This window comes from Nonomuraea sp. NPDC003709 (assembly GCF_040610775.1).
Lineage (GTDB): Bacteria > Actinomycetota > Actinomycetes > Streptosporangiales > Streptosporangiaceae > Nonomuraea > Nonomuraea angiospora_A.
In genome coordinates this window covers 491,845-505,431 of the sequence record NZ_JBEXMW010000008.1, presented here as the reverse complement: position 1 = coordinate 505,431, position 13,587 = coordinate 491,845, and the positions used below count along the sequence as shown (strand labels likewise).

13 protein-coding genes are annotated in these 13,587 nt (G+C 71.2%); 3 read left to right on the top strand and 10 right to left on the bottom strand.

Annotation, left to right across the window (positions count from 1 at the left end; genetic code table 11):
- The first annotated feature begins 460 nt into the window (after window positions 1-460).
- Window positions 461-1,948: a glycosyltransferase family 39 protein gene (locus ABZX61_RS26660; protein WP_355198564.1), complete on the top strand. Its 1,488-nt coding sequence runs from the start codon at window positions 461-463 to the stop codon at window positions 1,946-1,948.
- Window positions 1,949-2,070: 122 nt separating this feature from the next.
- Here ABZX61_RS26660 and tyrS read toward each other — a convergent pair whose 3' ends face one another.
- The gene (gene tyrS / locus ABZX61_RS26655) at window positions 2,071-3,336 is read right to left on the bottom strand and encodes a tyrosine--tRNA ligase (protein WP_350727247.1); all 1,266 of its coding nucleotides are present in this window, start codon (window positions 3,334-3,336) and stop codon (window positions 2,071-2,073) included.
- Window positions 3,337-3,542: 206 nt separating this feature from the next.
- Between tyrS and ABZX61_RS26650 the strand changes: the two genes are divergently transcribed.
- Complete coding sequence (locus ABZX61_RS26650) at window positions 3,543-3,830, top strand: PH domain-containing protein (RefSeq protein ID WP_355198562.1); 288 nt, start codon at window positions 3,543-3,545, stop codon at window positions 3,828-3,830.
- Here the strand turns inward: ABZX61_RS26650 and ABZX61_RS26645 are convergent.
- The 9 genes from ABZX61_RS26645 to argC form a co-directional block, all read right to left on the bottom strand.
- Window positions 3,770-4,501, bottom strand: coding sequence for a DNA-3-methyladenine glycosylase (locus tag ABZX61_RS26645; RefSeq protein ID WP_355198560.1), 732 nt, complete (start codon window positions 4,499-4,501; stop codon window positions 3,770-3,772). The two genes, ABZX61_RS26650 and ABZX61_RS26645, sit on opposite strands and share 61 nt — an antisense overlap.
- On the bottom strand, window positions 4,483-5,919 hold the full coding sequence (argH, locus tag ABZX61_RS26640) for an argininosuccinate lyase (protein ID WP_355198592.1): 1,437 nt from the start codon (window positions 5,917-5,919) through the stop codon (window positions 4,483-4,485). The genes ABZX61_RS26645 and argH overlap by 19 nt, the downstream gene beginning before the upstream one ends.
- A gap of 91 nt (window positions 5,920-6,010) precedes the next feature.
- A complete protein-coding gene (locus ABZX61_RS26635) occupies window positions 6,011-7,210 on the bottom strand; it encodes an argininosuccinate synthase (protein ID WP_355198558.1) in 1,200 nt (399 codons plus the stop codon).
- Between the two features lie 39 nt (window positions 7,211-7,249).
- A complete protein-coding gene (locus ABZX61_RS26630) occupies window positions 7,250-7,756 on the bottom strand; it encodes an arginine repressor (protein ID WP_350727243.1) in 507 nt (168 codons plus the stop codon).
- Window positions 7,753-8,673: an ornithine carbamoyltransferase gene (gene argF / locus ABZX61_RS26625; protein ID WP_355198556.1), complete on the bottom strand. Its 921-nt coding sequence runs from the start codon at window positions 8,671-8,673 to the stop codon at window positions 7,753-7,755. Before argF ends, ABZX61_RS26630 begins: the two co-directional genes overlap by 4 nt.
- On the bottom strand, window positions 8,670-9,836 hold the full coding sequence (locus ABZX61_RS26620; RefSeq protein ID WP_350727241.1) for an acetylornithine transaminase: 1,167 nt from the start codon (window positions 9,834-9,836) through the stop codon (window positions 8,670-8,672). Before ABZX61_RS26620 ends, argF begins: the two co-directional genes overlap by 4 nt.
- A complete protein-coding gene (gene argB, locus ABZX61_RS26615; protein ID WP_355198554.1) occupies window positions 9,836-10,708 on the bottom strand; it encodes an acetylglutamate kinase in 873 nt (290 codons plus the stop codon). Before argB ends, ABZX61_RS26620 begins: the two co-directional genes overlap by 1 nt.
- Window positions 10,705-11,856, bottom strand: coding sequence for a bifunctional glutamate N-acetyltransferase/amino-acid acetyltransferase ArgJ (gene argJ / locus ABZX61_RS26610; protein ID WP_355198552.1), 1,152 nt, complete (start codon window positions 11,854-11,856; stop codon window positions 10,705-10,707). Before argJ ends, argB begins: the two co-directional genes overlap by 4 nt.
- The gene (argC, locus tag ABZX61_RS26605; protein WP_350727238.1) at window positions 11,853-12,875 is read right to left on the bottom strand and encodes an N-acetyl-gamma-glutamyl-phosphate reductase; all 1,023 of its coding nucleotides are present in this window, start codon (window positions 12,873-12,875) and stop codon (window positions 11,853-11,855) included. Before argC ends, argJ begins: the two co-directional genes overlap by 4 nt.
- Before the next feature lie 176 nt (window positions 12,876-13,051).
- On the opposite strand from argC, the gene ABZX61_RS26600 reads away from it, so the two are divergent.
- Window positions 13,052-13,585, top strand: coding sequence for a hypothetical protein (locus ABZX61_RS26600; RefSeq protein ID WP_355198550.1), 534 nt, complete (start codon window positions 13,052-13,054; stop codon window positions 13,583-13,585).
- Window positions 13,586-13,587 lie beyond the last annotated feature (2 nt).

Sequence of the window (13,587 nt, the reverse complement as noted above, 5' to 3'; positions counted from 1 at the left end):
CGGGGGATCCGCTCGGGGGATCCGCTCGGGGGATCCGCTCGGGGGATCCGCTCGGGGGATCCGCTCGGGGGATCCGCTCGGGGGATCCGCTCGGGGGATCCGCTCGGGGAGCGAGATCACTGTGGCTCGGGGCGTGGGTGGCGGGGGACGGCCTTTCATAGGCATCCACAGGCGTCGTCGCAGGTTCCTGGTGTCCGTGCCGGTGCCCGTGGTCGTGGGGTAGCGCGGGGTGGCCCGGACTGGTGGCGGTGGCGGTGGCGGTGGCCGTGCCGGTGGTGGTAACGGCCGTGGCTGTGAGATGGCCGGGCTGTTGGGCTCGTGAGTCGGCCGCACTACATAAGGGGCGAACGCGAATACTCCCGACCTTCCCCCCGCGTATCCTGCCCCGGTGACCACTGCCGCCACGCTAGCTCCCCCCGCCCGTCCCGCCGAACGCCTCCGTACAGCCACCCCATGGTGGATGTCCTTGCTCGCCGGCATCGCGGCATTCACAGGTACGGGGTCCGCCACTCTGAACGGCGACGAGCTGGCCACCATCAGCGCCGCTTCGCGTTCGCTGTCCGGGATGTGGGAGCTGGCCCGGCACATCGACGGTCATTTCCTCCCGTACTACCTGTTCATGCACCTCTGGATGAAGGCAGGTACGGCGGAGTTGTGGCTGCGGCTGCCGTCGGCGGTGGGGATCGGTGTGGCCGCCTGGTTCCTGGTCGATCTGGGGCGGCGGTTGCACAGCACGCGGGCCGGGGTGATCGCGGCCGCTGTCTTCGCGATCCTGCCTTCGGTGTCCTATTTCGGGGCGTTCGCCAGGTCCTATGCGTTCGCTGCGGCGGCTGTGGCGTTCTCGTTCTGGGCGCTGCACCGGGCCGTGGAGCGCTCCGAGGTCAGGCGGTGGGTGGTGTACGGGGTCGCGGTGGCCCTCGTGTGCTCCACCCACCTGTTCGCGGTGCTGGTGCTGCCCGCCCAACTGCTGCTGGTGCGCCGGGGCCGGGTGGTGCCGATGCTGGCGGCGATGGCCGTCGGGTGTGTGCCCGCCGCGGTGCTGGGGCTGGTGGGGTTCGGGGAGCGGAAGGCGATCAGCTGGATCCCGCAGCGGGGGCCGGAGGTGTGGCTGAAGTTCCCGAAGATGGCGGCGGGGGCGACCGGGCTGGGCGTGATGTTGTTCGCCCTGGCGCTGGCCGGTGCGGTGCTGCTGTGGAAGGCGGCGCCACGTGGGGTCGAGGAACCCGGCGGAACCGGAGCCGGGGCCGGAGAAATCGGCAGGGTCAGGGCTGGGGAAACCGGCAGGGTCAGGGCCGAGGAAACCGGCGGAGCCGGAGTGACCGGGGGCAGGGTGTGGGTGTTCGTGGTGGTCGGGTGGCTGGTGTTGCCTCCGGTGCTGCTGCTCGCCGTGTCGCAGCTCGTGACCCCCGTCTACGTGGACCGGTACCTGTTCGTGACCGCCCCCGCGCTGGCGCTGCTGGCGGGGCTCGCCGTGGCGGCCCTGCCCCGGTTCCAGGTGGTGGCCGCGGTCGTGGTGGTGCTGCTCGGGTGCGCGCTGTCCGTTCAGGAGCACGTCACGGTACGCGAGGAGAACGGCCGTTTCGAGAACATCCCCTGGGCCTTGCGCGTGATCAAGGCCGAGCCCGACGACGCGATCGTGTACGGCCAGAGCCAGCTCCGCATGGGATTCGAGTACTACGCGGACTCTTTGATGCCGGTCGACGTGCTCAAGACCGGGGAAGCGCCCTTGCCCGACGGGTTCGGGTATCCGGAGCGGCCCGACGCGGCGACCGCGCTGGACGGGCGTGAGCGGGTGTGGGTGGTGTGGCGCGGGAGCAAGCAGTCGGGTCTCGACGGTGACGCGGTCCCGCGGGTCGCCGAGGTGGTGAAGGCGGGGTTCAAGCTGAGCCTGGCCAAGCACTCCGCCGATCTGCCGGGGCTGACGGTGGCGCTGTTCGTCCGCCGCTGACCCACCGCACGGAGTCCGCCGCTGACCCACCTCACGAAGACCTCACGGAGTACGCGGTCGCGTACCACATGGAAGCGGGCCCCTCCCCGGACGGGGAAGAGCCCGCGAAGGTCACGCGAAGGTCAGCCGACCTCGACGCCGCCGATCGACTTCTTGCCGCGCCGGAGCACCATGAAGCGCCCGTGCAGCAGGTCCTCGGAGCCGGGAACGTACGCCTCGTCGGTGATCTTGACGTTGTTGAGGTACGCCCCGCCCTCCTTCACCGCCCGCCTGGCCGCCGACTTCGACTCCACCAGGCCGCTGTCGGCCAGGAGGTCCACGAACGGCGTCCCGAGCGCGGGGACCGTGGCCTTCGGCACCTCGGCCAGCGCCGCCCCCAGCGTGGAGGCGGGCAGGTCCTCCAGCTCGCCCTGTCCGAAGAGCGCCTTCGAGGCCGCCACGACCGCGTCGAGCTCCTGCTTGCCGTGGAGCAGCTCGGTGAGGTCCTCGGCGAGCGTCCGCTGCGCCTCGCGGGCGAAGGGGCGTTCGGCGACGGCCTTCTCCAGGGCCTCGATCTCCTCGCGGGTCTTGAAGGTGAAGACCTTGAGGTAGTGGATCACGTCACGGTCGTCGGAGTTGAGGAAGTACTGGTAGAAGGCGTAGGGCGAGGTCATCTCCGGGTCGAGCCAGAGAGCGCCGCCCGCCGTCTTGCCGAACTTGGTGCCGTCGGCCTTCGTGATCAGCGGCAGGGTGAGCGCGTGGACGTGCCCGCCCTCGATGCGGCGGATGAGGTCGGCGCCCGCCGTGATGTTGCCCCACTGGTCGCTGCCGCCGATCTGCAGCGTGCAGTTGTGGCGGCGGAACAGCTCCAGGTAGTCGTTGGCCTGCAGGATCTGGTAGCTGAACTCGGTGTAGCTCAGCCCTTCCCCCTGCAGCCGCGCGGAGACCGACTCCCTGGCGAGCATGCGGTTGACCGGGAAGTGCTTGCCGATGTCGCGCAGGAAGTCGATGGCGCTCAGCTCGCCGGTCCAGTCAAGGTTGCTGACCAGCTGGGCGGCGTTCGGCTGGACCTCGAAGTCGAGGAAACGCCCGACCTGGCCGCGCAGGCGCTCCACCCACTCCGCGACGACCTCGGAGGCGTTGAGCGAGCGCTCGGTGTTGCGCCCGCTCGGGTCGCCGATCAGGCCGGTGGCGCCGCCGACCAGGCCGATTGGGCGGTGCCCGGCGAGCTGGAGGCGGCGCAGCGTGAGCAGCGGCACGAAGTGGCCGACGTGCAAGGAGGCGGCGGTGGGGTCAAAACCGGAATAGACCGTGATCGGGCCCTTGGCCATGGACGCGCGCAGGGCGTCGAGGTCGGTGGACTGGGCGATAAGCCCTCGCCACGCGAGGTCATCGAGAATGTCGGTCACGGTGCCGGCTTTCCGTAGAGACGTTGGACGTTGAATAGTGCAAGCGTGCCCGATCGCCCGGGTTCGCCGCCACTTGGATACGCTCTGTCTCCATGTGGAGGGTCCGTCGCGAGCTGGCTGTTTTCAAGATTTTAGGGGCTCTTGCGTGTGCTGGGCTCGCCGTCTACTGGTGGGTCGCCGGCGATGTCCGCGGTGTGATCCTGGCCGTGCCGGCAGCCGTGCTGGTAGGCGGGATGGGGCTGCGTGATCTGGTCGCCCCCGTACGGCTGGCGGCCGATCAGAGCGGGATCACCGTGGTGCACGGGTTCGCGGGCAAACGGCATGTGCCCTGGGAGGCGATCCGGGACGTCAAGGTCGACGTGAGCAGGCGGTGGGGGCGGCGGAGCGAGGTCCTGGAGATCGACACCGGCGACAACCTGCACATTTTCAGCCGTCACGACCTCGATGCCCCTCCCACCGAGGTGGCCGCGGCGTTGCGGCGGCGGGGCACGTGAGCGCGGTAGGGCGACACGGTCGGGTCGCCGTCGATCCAGAACCGCCACGGCGTGTCCTTGGCGGTCGAGATGCCGGTACGCGGGCCTGACCTGATCGACTCCGCCTCCACCGGGCGGCCCTCCAGCATGGCCGCGGCTCCATGCGGGACTCCGGTCAGCCGGCGATCGGCCGCGAAGGAGGCCTCCGCGATCGCGTCGAGGCCGTTGTGCTCGCGGAGCAGGCCGAGGGCGACGGCCAGCCTTGCCGGGCCGCGCGCGAGGTCCCGGTCGGGAATCACCCGGCCGCTCGTAGCCATGCCGTTGCCCGTGGAGGTGCGCCGGGCGCGGGCCTCGTCGATGCCCGCCACCACCTCGCCCCCGCGCAGTAGCACGGCCGAGCCGAAGCCCTCGGGCAGGCAGACCAGGTTCGCGCAGAAGTGCATGCCGTACGTGAAGTACACGTACAGGTGCCCCGGCGGGCCGAACATGACCGCGTTACGCGGTGTCTTGCCCCGATAGGTGTGCGCCGCCGGATCCTCGCCGGGGCCGCCGTACGCCTCGACCTCGGTCAGGCGCACGGCGACGGGGCCGTGCACGAGCACGCGCCCGAGCAGCTCGGGCGCGACCTCGTGCGACGGCCGGTCGAAGAAACCCCGCGGCAGCGCGGCGGAGCTCAGATCCCCGCTGCCCATGCCGCCTGTGCGTCGACCGCCTCCCGCAGCGCGACGAGCTGGTCGCGGACGCGGTCGGGCGCGGTGCCGCCGTGGGCCTTACGCGCGGCCAGGGCGCCGGGCACGTTGAGCACGTCGCGGACGTCGGGCGTCAGGTGCGCCGACACCTTGATCAGCTCCTCGTCCGTGAGGTCGCCCAGGTCCTTGTCGTTGACCTGGCACCACACCACCAGGTGGCCGACCGCCTCGTGGGCCTCGCGGAACGGGACCCCGCGGCGGACGAGCAGCTCGGCCAGGTCGGTGGCCAGCGCGAACCCGTCGGGCGCCGAGGACTCCATGCGGGCGGTGTTGACCCGCATGGTCGCGACCAGCCCGGCCACCGCCGGCAGGACCAGGAGCAGCGTGTCGACCGCGTCGAAGACGGGCTCCTTGTCCTCCTGAAGGTCGCGGTTGTAGGTCAGCGGCAGGCCCTTGAGCGTGGTCAGCAGCGACATCAGGTTGCCGATGAGGCGCCCGGACTTGCCGCGGGCCAGCTCGGCGACGTCGGGGTTCTTCTTCTGGGGCATGATCGACGAGCCGGTGGAGTAGGCGTCGTCCATCTCGATCCAGCGGAACTCCTGCGAGGCCCACAGGACGATCTCCTCGCCCAGCCGCGACAGGTGCACGCCGATCATGGCCGCGTCGAACAGGAACTCCGCCGCGAAGTCACGGTCGGAGACGGCGTCCATCGAGTTGGGCGCGGCGGCCGCGAAGCCGAGCTCCTCGGCCACGGCCTGCGGGTCGAGCGGCAGCGACGAGCCCGCCAGCGCGCCGGCGCCGAGCGGGGAGATCGCGGCGCGCTTGTCCCAGTCGGTGAGCCGGTCGATATCGCGGGCGAAGGCGTGCACGTGGGCCAGGAGCTGGTGCCCGAACGACACCGGCTGCGCGTGCTGCAGGTGCGTCATGCCGGGCGCGGCCGTCTCGGCGTGTTGCTCCGCCTGGGCCATGAGCGCCGTCTCCAGCTCGACCAGGCGGGAGACGACCGTGCGGGCGTGATCGCGCAGGTAGAGGCGCAGGTCGGTGGCGATCTGGTCGTTGCGCGAGCGCCCCGCGCGGAGCTTGCCGCCCAGCGAGCCGAGCCGCTCCAGCAGGCCCCGCTCCAGCGCCGTGTGCACGTCCTCGTCGGCGACCGTCGGCCGGAACTCGCCCGCCTTGCAGGCGCGCTCCAGGTCGTCGAGCGCGCCGATCATGCGCTCGAGCTCCTCGTCGCTCAGCAGCTCCGCCCTGTGCAGCACGCGGGCGTGCGCCCTGGACGCGGCCAGGTCGTACGGCACGAGCCGCCAGTCGAAGTGCACGCTCACCGACAGCCGGGCCAGCGCGTCGGACGGGCCGCTCTCGAAGCGCCCACCCCACAGCCGCATCGGCTTGCCATCACTCACCGTTGTCTCCTTCGTGACCATGTCCATGGTCGCACCCGCTTCGGGACTCGTTGGCATCGTTCCTCGTTCTCTCGCCCCGAGCTCCTGTGCTCCGGCGCGACCATAGTGCACGTCAGCCCTTCTTGGCGTCCCGTGCGGCGGCGATCTTAGTAGGGAGGGAGAACAGCTGGACGAACCCTTTGGCCAGCGACTGGTCGAACGTGTCGCCGGTGTCGTAGGTGGCCAGCGAGAAATCGTACAGAGAATCCTCCGAGCGGCGGCCGGTGACTGTGGCCAGGCCGCCGTGCAGCGTCATGCGGATGTCGCCGGAGACGTGCTTCTGCGCCTCGGCGATGAGCGCGTCGAGGGCGCTCTTGAGCGGCGAGAACCACAGGCCGTCGTAGACGAGCTCGCCCCACCGCTGGTCCACGCCGCGCTTGAAGCGGGCGAGGTCGCGTTCGACGGTGACGTTCTCCAGCTCCATGTGCGCGGTGATGAGGGCGACGGCGCCGGGCGCCTCGTACACCTCGCGCGACTTGATGCCGACCAGGCGGTCCTCGACCAGGTCGATCCGGCCGACGCCGTGCGCGCCCGCGCGCCGGTTCAGCTCGTCGATGACCTGGTACGGCGTCAGCGCCCGCCCGTCGATCTTGACCGGGACACCTTGCTCGAACGTGATGACGACCTCGTCGGCCTCGCGCGGCCGGGCCGGGTCGTCGGTGTAGGAGTAGACGTCCTCGGTGGGGCCGTTCCAGATGTCCTCGAGGAAGCCGGTCTCGACGGCGCGGCCCCAGAGGTTCTGGTCGATGGAGAACGGGTTCTTCTTCGACGTCTCGATGGGCAGGCCCCTGGCCTCGGCGTACTCGATGGCCTTGTCGCGCGTCCAGGCGAAGTCGCGGGCGGGCGCGACGACCCTGAGGTCGGGGGCGAGGGCGGCCAGGCCGGCCTCGAAGCGGACCTGGTCGTTGCCCTTGCCGGTGCAGCCGTGCGAGACGATCGTGCCGCCGAACCGCTTGGCCGCCGAGACCAGGTGCTTGACGATCAGCGGGCGTGACAGCGAGGAGACCAGCGGGTACCGGTCCATGTAGAGGGCGTTGGCCTGCAGCGCGGGTACGCAGAAGTCGGCGGCGAACTCCTCCTTGGCGTCCACCACGACCGACTCGACCGCGCCGCAGTCGACGGCCCGCTGCTGGATCGCCTCCATGTCCTCGCCGCCCTGGCCGAGGTCCACGGCGACGCAGACGACCTCGGCGCCCATCTTCTCGGCGAGGTACGGGATGGCGACCGAGGTGTCCAGGCCGCCGGAATACGCGAGCACTACCCTTTCGGACATTACATATCTCCGGAGATCAGATCTTGGCCACGTGGCGGGCTAGCCGCGCCGGTCGGCCACTCTCAGCAGCGCGTCCGCGACGGCCTGGCCGCCCGCCGGATCGCGGCTGATCACGAGGATCGTGTCGTCGCCCGCGACCGTGCCGAGGATCGACTCCCAGTCGGCGTGGTCGATGGCGGAGGCCAGGAACTGGGCCGCGCCCGGCGGGGTCCGTACGATGACCAGGTTGGCCGACGCCTCGGCGCCGACCAGCAGTTCCTCGGCGATTCGGTGCAGTCGGGCGGCCGGGCTCTCGCCGGTGCCCAGCCGGGTGAGCGGGATCCGGGCCCCGCCCTCGCCGGGCAGGGCGTAGACCAGGGATCCGTCGTCGGCGCGCAGCTTGAGCGCGCCGAGCTCGTCGAGGTCACGCGAGAGCGTGGCCTGGGTGACCTCGACGCCGCTCTCGGCCAGCAGCTTGGCCAGCTCCGGCTGGGAGCGCACGGCCTGCCGCTGCAGCAGGTCGGTGATCTTGGCCTGCCGCGCCGCCTTGGTCATGGGAATCATCATCGATGGGACACCAGCCAGTGGAGGAGCGCCTTCTGGGCGTGCAGCCGGTTCTCCGCCTGGTCCCACACCGCGCTCTGCGGGCCCTCGAGGACCTTGGCGGTGATCTCGTAGTCGCGGTAGGCGGGCAGGCAGTGCAGCACGATCGCGTCGGGCGCGGCGTGCTCCAGCAGCTCGGAGTTCACCTGGTACGGCATGAGCGCGGCGACCCGCTCCTCCTTGCCGTCCTGGCCCATCGACACCCACGTGTCGGTCGCGATCACGTGCGCGCCCTGGGCGGCGGCCACCGGGTCGGACAGCGCGATCACCGAGCCGCCCGTCCTGGCGGCGATGGCGGCGGCCTGGTCGAGGATGACCGCGTCGGGCTGGTAGCCGGCCGGGGCCGCGATCCGCACGTGCATGCCGGCGGTGGCCCCGCCGAGCAGATAGGAGTGGGCCATGTTGTTGGCGCCGTCGCCCAGGTAGGTGAGCGTGACCCCGGCGGTCCGGCCCAGCCTCTCCTGGACGGTCTGCAGGTCGGCCAGGATCTGGCAGGGGTGGAACTCGTCGGTGAGCGCGTTGACGACCGGCACCCGGGAGTGGGCGGCCATCTCGTCGATGAGCTCCTGCCCGGTGGTCCGCCACACGATGGCGGCGACCTGCCGGTCGAGCACCCGGGCGATGTCGGCGGTGGGCTCGCCGCGGCCCATGAGGACCGAGACGTTGTCCACGACCAGCGGCAGGCCGCCGAGCTCGCCGATGCCGGTGTGGAAGGAGACGCGCGTGCGGGCCGACGGCTTGTCGAACAGGACCGCGACCGTCTGCGGGCCCTCGAACGGGCGGTAGCCGAACCGGTCCTTCTTCATGGCCGCGGCGAGATCGAGCACCTCCGCCTGCTCGGCGGGCGTGAGGTCGTCGTCCCTCAGGAAGTGTCTGGTCACTTGGCCGCCTCCGCGAGGATCGCCGGGTACGTGGCCAGGAACTTGTCGATCTCCTCGGCCGTGACCACCAGCGGCGGCGCGATGCGTACGGCGTCCGGCTGGAGGGCGTTGACCAGGAAGCCGGCGCTCTGGGCGGCGCTCTGGACCTCGGCCGAGCGGGGCTCGCTCAGCACGGTGGCCAGCCAGAGGCCCCGCCCGCGCACCCCCTTCAGCAGCGGGTGCCGCATCGACTCCAGGCCGGAGCGCAGCCGCGCGGAGGCCGACTTGACGTGGTCGAGATCGAGGTTGTCGAGCACGGCCAGGGCCGCGGCGCAGGCGACCGGGTTGCCGCCGAACGTGGAGCCGTGGTCGCCCTTGGCGAACAGCTTGCCCGCGTCGCCGAACCCGATGCACGCGCCGATCGGCAGCCCGCCGCCCAGGCCCTTGGCCAGGGTCAGGATGTCGGGCGTGACGCCGTCGGCCTGGTGCGCGAACCAGTGGCCGGTGCGGCCGATCGCGGACTGGATCTCGTCGGCGACCAGGAGCGCGCCCGTGGAGTCGCAGATCTCGCGGGCCGCCTCGAAGTAGCCCTCGGGCGGCGGCACGACGCCGGCCTCGCCCTGGGTGGGCTCCAGGAAGACCGCGATGCAGTCGCCGGTCACGGCCTCCTTGAGCGCGGTGGCGTCGCCGTACGGGACGAAGCGGACATCGACCGGGAACGGGCCGAACTGGTCGCGGATCGACGGCTTGCCGGTCAGCGACAGCGCGCCGATCGTGCGGCCGTGGAAGCCGTTCTCGGCGGCGACGAAGTAGGAGCGGCCCTCGCGCTTGCCGTACTTGACGGCGAGCTTGTAGGCGGCCTCGTTGGCCTCGGTGCCGGAGTTGGCGAAGAAGACCTTGCCCGGGGCGTTGAGCAGGGTGAGGAGCTTCTCGGCGAGCAGCACCTCGGGCTCGTGCAGGAACAGGTTGCTGGTGTGCGCGATCGTGGCGACCTGCTTGGAGACGGCCTCGACCAGGGCGGGGTGGGCGTGACCGAGCGAGCTGGTCGCGATGCCGCCGATGAAGTCAAGGTATTCGTTGCCGTCCACGTCCCAGACGCGAGTGCCCTCGCCTCGTGCCAGCGCCACCGGCGGCACGCCGTAGTTGGGCATGAAGGCATTTTCGAACCTCTTGTACAGGCTCATCAGGGCACCACCATCGTTCCGATTCCCTCATTGGTGAATATTTCCAGCAGCAGTGAGTGCGGCACGCGGCCGTCGAGCACGTGAGCCTGCGGGACGCCGCCCTGGACCGCGGTCAGGCAGGCCTCCATCTTGGGGACCATGCCGCTGGACAGCGTCGGCATCAGCGTTTCGAGCTCCTCGGCGTCGAGCTGGTCGATCACGTCGGTGTCGTCGGGCCAGTTGGCGTACAGGCCCTCGACGTCGGTGAGGACGATCAGCTTCTGCGCCTCGAGCGCCACGGCCAGCGCGGCCGCGGCGGTGTCGGCGTTCACGTTGTAGATCTGCCCGTCGTCCCCGCGCGCCACGCTGGAGACGATCGGGATGCGGCCGTTGTCGATCAGGGCCCGCACCGCGCCCGGGTCGACCTTGATGATCTCGCCGACCTGGCCGATGTCCACGGGCTCGCCGTCCACGATCGCGTGCTTGCGCACGGCCGTGAACAGGTGGGCGTCCTCGCCGGACATGCCGACGGCGAACGGGCCGTGCCGGTTGACCAGGCCCACGATGTCGCGGTTGACCTGGCCGACCAGGACCATCCTGACGACCTCCATGGCCTCCGGCGTGGTGACCCGCAGCCCGGCGGTGAACGTCGACTCGATGCCCAGCCTGGCGAGCGCGCTGCTGATCTGCGGGCCGCCGCCGTGCACGACGACCGGGCGCAGGCCCGCGTGCTGCAGGAAGACGACGTCCTCGGCGAAGCCCGCCTTGAGCGACTCGTCGGTCATGGCGTTGCCGCCGTACTTGATGACGATGGTCGCGCCGTGGAAGCGGGTCAGCCAGGGCAGCGCCTCGATCAGCGACTCGGCCTTGGCCTGCGCGCTGAGGGACCTCACGAGGAGTACGCCGAGTTCTCGTGGACGTATTCGGCCGTCAGGTCCGTGGTGTGCACCGTCGCGGTGTGCGGGCCGGCCGACAGGTCGATCGTGATCGTCACGTCCCTGGGGCGCATGTCCACCTTGGAGCGGTCGTCGCCGACCGCGCCGCCGCGGCAGATCCAGATGCCGTTGATGGCCACGTTCAGGCGGTCGGGCTCGAACACCGCGTCGGTGGTGCCGACGGCGGCCAGGACGCGGCCCCAGTTGGGGTCCTCGCCGTGGATGGCGCACTTGAGCAGGTTGGAACGCGAGACCGCGCGGCCGACCTTGACCGCGTCGGCCTCCGAGTCGGCGCCGACGACCTCGATGGCGATGGCCTTGGAGGCGCCCTCGGCGTCGACCAGGAGCTGCCTGGCCAGGTCGGCGCAGACCTCGTGGACCTTCTGCTCGAACTCGGCGAGGTCCGGCTTGACGCCGGCGGCGCCGCTGGACAGCAGGAGCACGGTGTCGTTGGTGGACATGCAGCCGTCGGTGTCGAGGCGGTCGAACGTCCTGGCCGTGGCCTTGCGCAGCGCGGCGTCGAGCTCCTCGCCGGTGAGGTCGGCGTCCGTGGTGATCACGCACAGCATCGTGGCCAGGGAGGGGGCGAGCATGCCCGCGCCCTTGGCCATGCCGCCGACCATGTATCCGCTGCCCCGCCGGAACGAGATCTTGGAGACGGTGTCCGTGGTGCGGATGGCGTCGGCGGCGGCCAGGCCGCCGTCGCGGGAGAGCTGGCCGGCGGCGGTCTCGACGCCCGCCAGCAGCGCGTCCATCGGCAGCCGCTCGCCGATCAGGCCCGTGGAGCAGACCGCGACCTCGCCCGCGGAGTCCTGGAGCACCTCGGCCACCTTCTCGGCGGTGGCGTGGGTGTCCTGGAAGCCCTCGGGGCCGGTGCAGGCGTTGGCGCCGCCGGAGTTGAGCACGACCGCTCGCAGCCGCCCGCCGGACAGAACCTGCTGAGACCACAGCACGGGGGCGGCCTTCACGCGGTTGGCGGTGAAGACGCCCGCGGCGGCCCTGCTGGGCCCGTCGTTGACGACGAGGGCCAGGTCGCGGGCGCCGCCGGACTTGATCCCGGCGGCGATGCCCGCGGCCCGAAAACCGAGTGGTGCAGTTACGCTCAAGGTGCGACTCCTGTCAGGGGAAGGCCGAGCTCTTCTGGGAGGCCGAGTGCGAGGTTCACGCTCTGGACGGCACCTCCGGCTGTGCCCTTGGTGAGGTTGTCGATGGCGATGACGGCGACCACGCGGCCCGCGCGTTCGTCGAGCGTCACCTGCAGGGCGGCGGTGTTGGCGCCGTAGGTCATGGAGGTGGCCGGCCACGTGCCCTCGGGCAGGAGCTTGACGAACGGCTCCTCCTTCAGCGCGACCTCGTACGCCGTCCGCAGCGCCTCCTTGGTGAGGCCGGGCGCGGCCGGGGCGCTGCAGGTGGCGAGGATGCCGCGGCTCATGGGCGCCAGCGTCGGGGTGAACGAGACGCGGACCGGGGCGCCGGCGACGGCCGACAAGCCCTGCTCCATCTCGGGAGTGTGCCGGTGGACGCCGCCCACGCCGTACGCGCTGACCGAGCCCATGACCTCGCTGCCGAGCAGGTTGGGCTTGAGCGACTTGCCGGCGCCGCTGGTGCCGCTGGCGGCCACCACGACCACGTCCGGCTCGGCCAGGCCCGCGGCGAACGCGGGCGACAGGGCCAGCAGGACGGAGGTCGGGTAGCAGCCCGGGACCGCGATGCGGGTGGCCGACCGCAGGACCTCCCGCTGGCCGGGCAGCTCGGGCAGGCCGTAGGGCCAGGACCCGGCGTGCTCGCCGCCGTAGAACTCCTGCCAGGCGGCCGGGTCGGTGAGCCGGTGGTCGGCGCCGCAGTCGACGACGATCGTCTCCGCGCCGAGCTGGGCGGCGACGGCGGCCGAGTGGCCGTGCGGCAGTGCGAGGAAGACGACGTCATGCCCGGCCAGCCTGTCGGCGACGGTGTCCTCGATGATCCGGTCGGCCAGTTGCGGCAGGTGAGGCTGGTGGGCGCCGAGGCGGCTGCCCGCACTGGACGCCGCGGTGAGCGCGCCGATCTCGAACTCGGGGTGCCCGAGCAGGAGGCGGAGCAACTCTCCTCCCGCGTAGCCGCTGGCCCCCGCGACCGCTGCCCTCATTCCGCCCTCTCTCCTGCATATTCATGCATCATTGCTCATGACCTTACTGTGAAGATAATGCACTTCACGGGATGGACATGCAAGCTGAAGGCGTCCAGATGACCACATGGTGAGACGGTGAGTGTTCCCAGTGGGCTGCAGGTGAATGCCAAGCCGGGGCGGCGACGATGGGGCACATGAGCGACTTCATGCCCGATATCCAGTTCGTCACCCCTGGCGGGAGGGATCCGGGGCGGCTCGGGCGGATCGTCCTCGTGCTGCTCTGGCTGACGGTGTGCCTGGCGCCGGTGGCGTTCGCGATCGGCGATCTGGAGCTGGCCACAGGGCGGGCCGGCACGCCCGGGACGCTGCGGGTGGCCTCGTGCGAGGCGCTGGGCCAGGGTCGCTACGACTGCCAGGGGATCTTCACTCCGGACTCCGGCGGGAGCGCCGTGGCGGTGGACGCCTCGCCGGACTCCGAGGCGGGCGACATGACGCGGGCCCAGCTCACGCCGGAAGGCGACCGCGCGGTCCCGGCCGGGACGAAGGGGGTCCTGGCGGCCTTGACGTTGCCGGCGGTCGGGTTCGGAGGGCTGGGGTTCCTGCCGTACGTGATCATGTACTGGGCGGGCGCGCGCAGGGGACGGCGGGCCGCCGTGGCCGGGGGTTTCCTGGTCACGGCGGCCGGAATGGCGCTGACGGTGATCGGGATGGTGGCGGCCTACTCCTGAGC

Bases quoted from the DNA above. Each gene is read 5' to 3' on its own strand.
- ABZX61_RS26660 (WP_355198564.1), top strand. From the start codon at position 461: ATGTCCTTGCTCGCCGGCATCGCGGCATTCACAGGTACGGGGTCCGCC.
- ABZX61_RS26645 (WP_355198560.1), bottom strand. From the start codon at position 4,501: ATGGGCAGCGGGGATCTGAGCTCCGCCGCGCTGCCGCGGGGTTTCTTC.
- argH (WP_355198592.1), bottom strand. From the start codon at position 5,919: ATGGTCACGAAGGAGACAACGGTGAGTGATGGCAAGCCGATGCGGCTG.
- ABZX61_RS26635 (WP_355198558.1), bottom strand. From the start codon at position 7,210: ATGTCCGAAAGGGTAGTGCTCGCGTATTCCGGCGGCCTGGACACCTCG.
- ABZX61_RS26630 (WP_350727243.1), bottom strand. From the start codon at position 7,756: ATGATGATTCCCATGACCAAGGCGGCGCGGCAGGCCAAGATCACCGAC.
- ABZX61_RS26620 (WP_350727241.1), bottom strand. From the start codon at position 9,836: ATGAGCCTGTACAAGAGGTTCGAAAATGCCTTCATGCCCAACTACGGC.
- argC (WP_350727238.1), bottom strand. From the start codon at position 12,875: ATGAGGGCAGCGGTCGCGGGGGCCAGCGGCTACGCGGGAGGAGAGTTG.
- ABZX61_RS26600 (WP_355198550.1), top strand. From the start codon at position 13,052: ATGAGCGACTTCATGCCCGATATCCAGTTCGTCACCCCTGGCGGGAGG.